1 pseudogene is annotated in these 237 nt (G+C 66.2%); it reads right to left on the bottom strand.

Going from position 1 to position 237, the window contains the following annotated elements:
- Positions 1–56 precede the first annotated feature (56 nt).
- Positions 57–237 (bottom strand): annotated as a pseudogene (locus FMEAI12_RS38595) (hypothetical protein); the annotation flags it as partial.

Below are 237 nucleotides of genomic sequence, written 5' to 3'. Positions count from 1 at the left end.
ATGGTGGCCGGGGAGAGCTGTTCCCGGCGGGATGGCAGGTGTGTGATGGCACGGTACTACATCGGTCGCCGATCGCTGCTGGGAACCGTGATCCGATGGTTCTTCGGCTTCACCGTGCTGGCCGTGTAGCCCTGCAGGTGCTCGGCGTGTGCCTTTTCCGCCCTGTTGGCCAGGTCATCCAGGGTCAACGACCCGAAGCCGCCATCCGCCGGACCGTGCTCGGGGGTGATGGGGGTG

The organism is Parafrankia sp. Ea1.12, assembly GCF_900465275.1.
Classification (GTDB): Bacteria; Actinomycetota; Actinomycetes; order Frankiales; family Frankiaceae; genus Parafrankia; species Parafrankia soli.
This window is presented reverse-complemented; position numbering and strand designations above follow the sequence as displayed.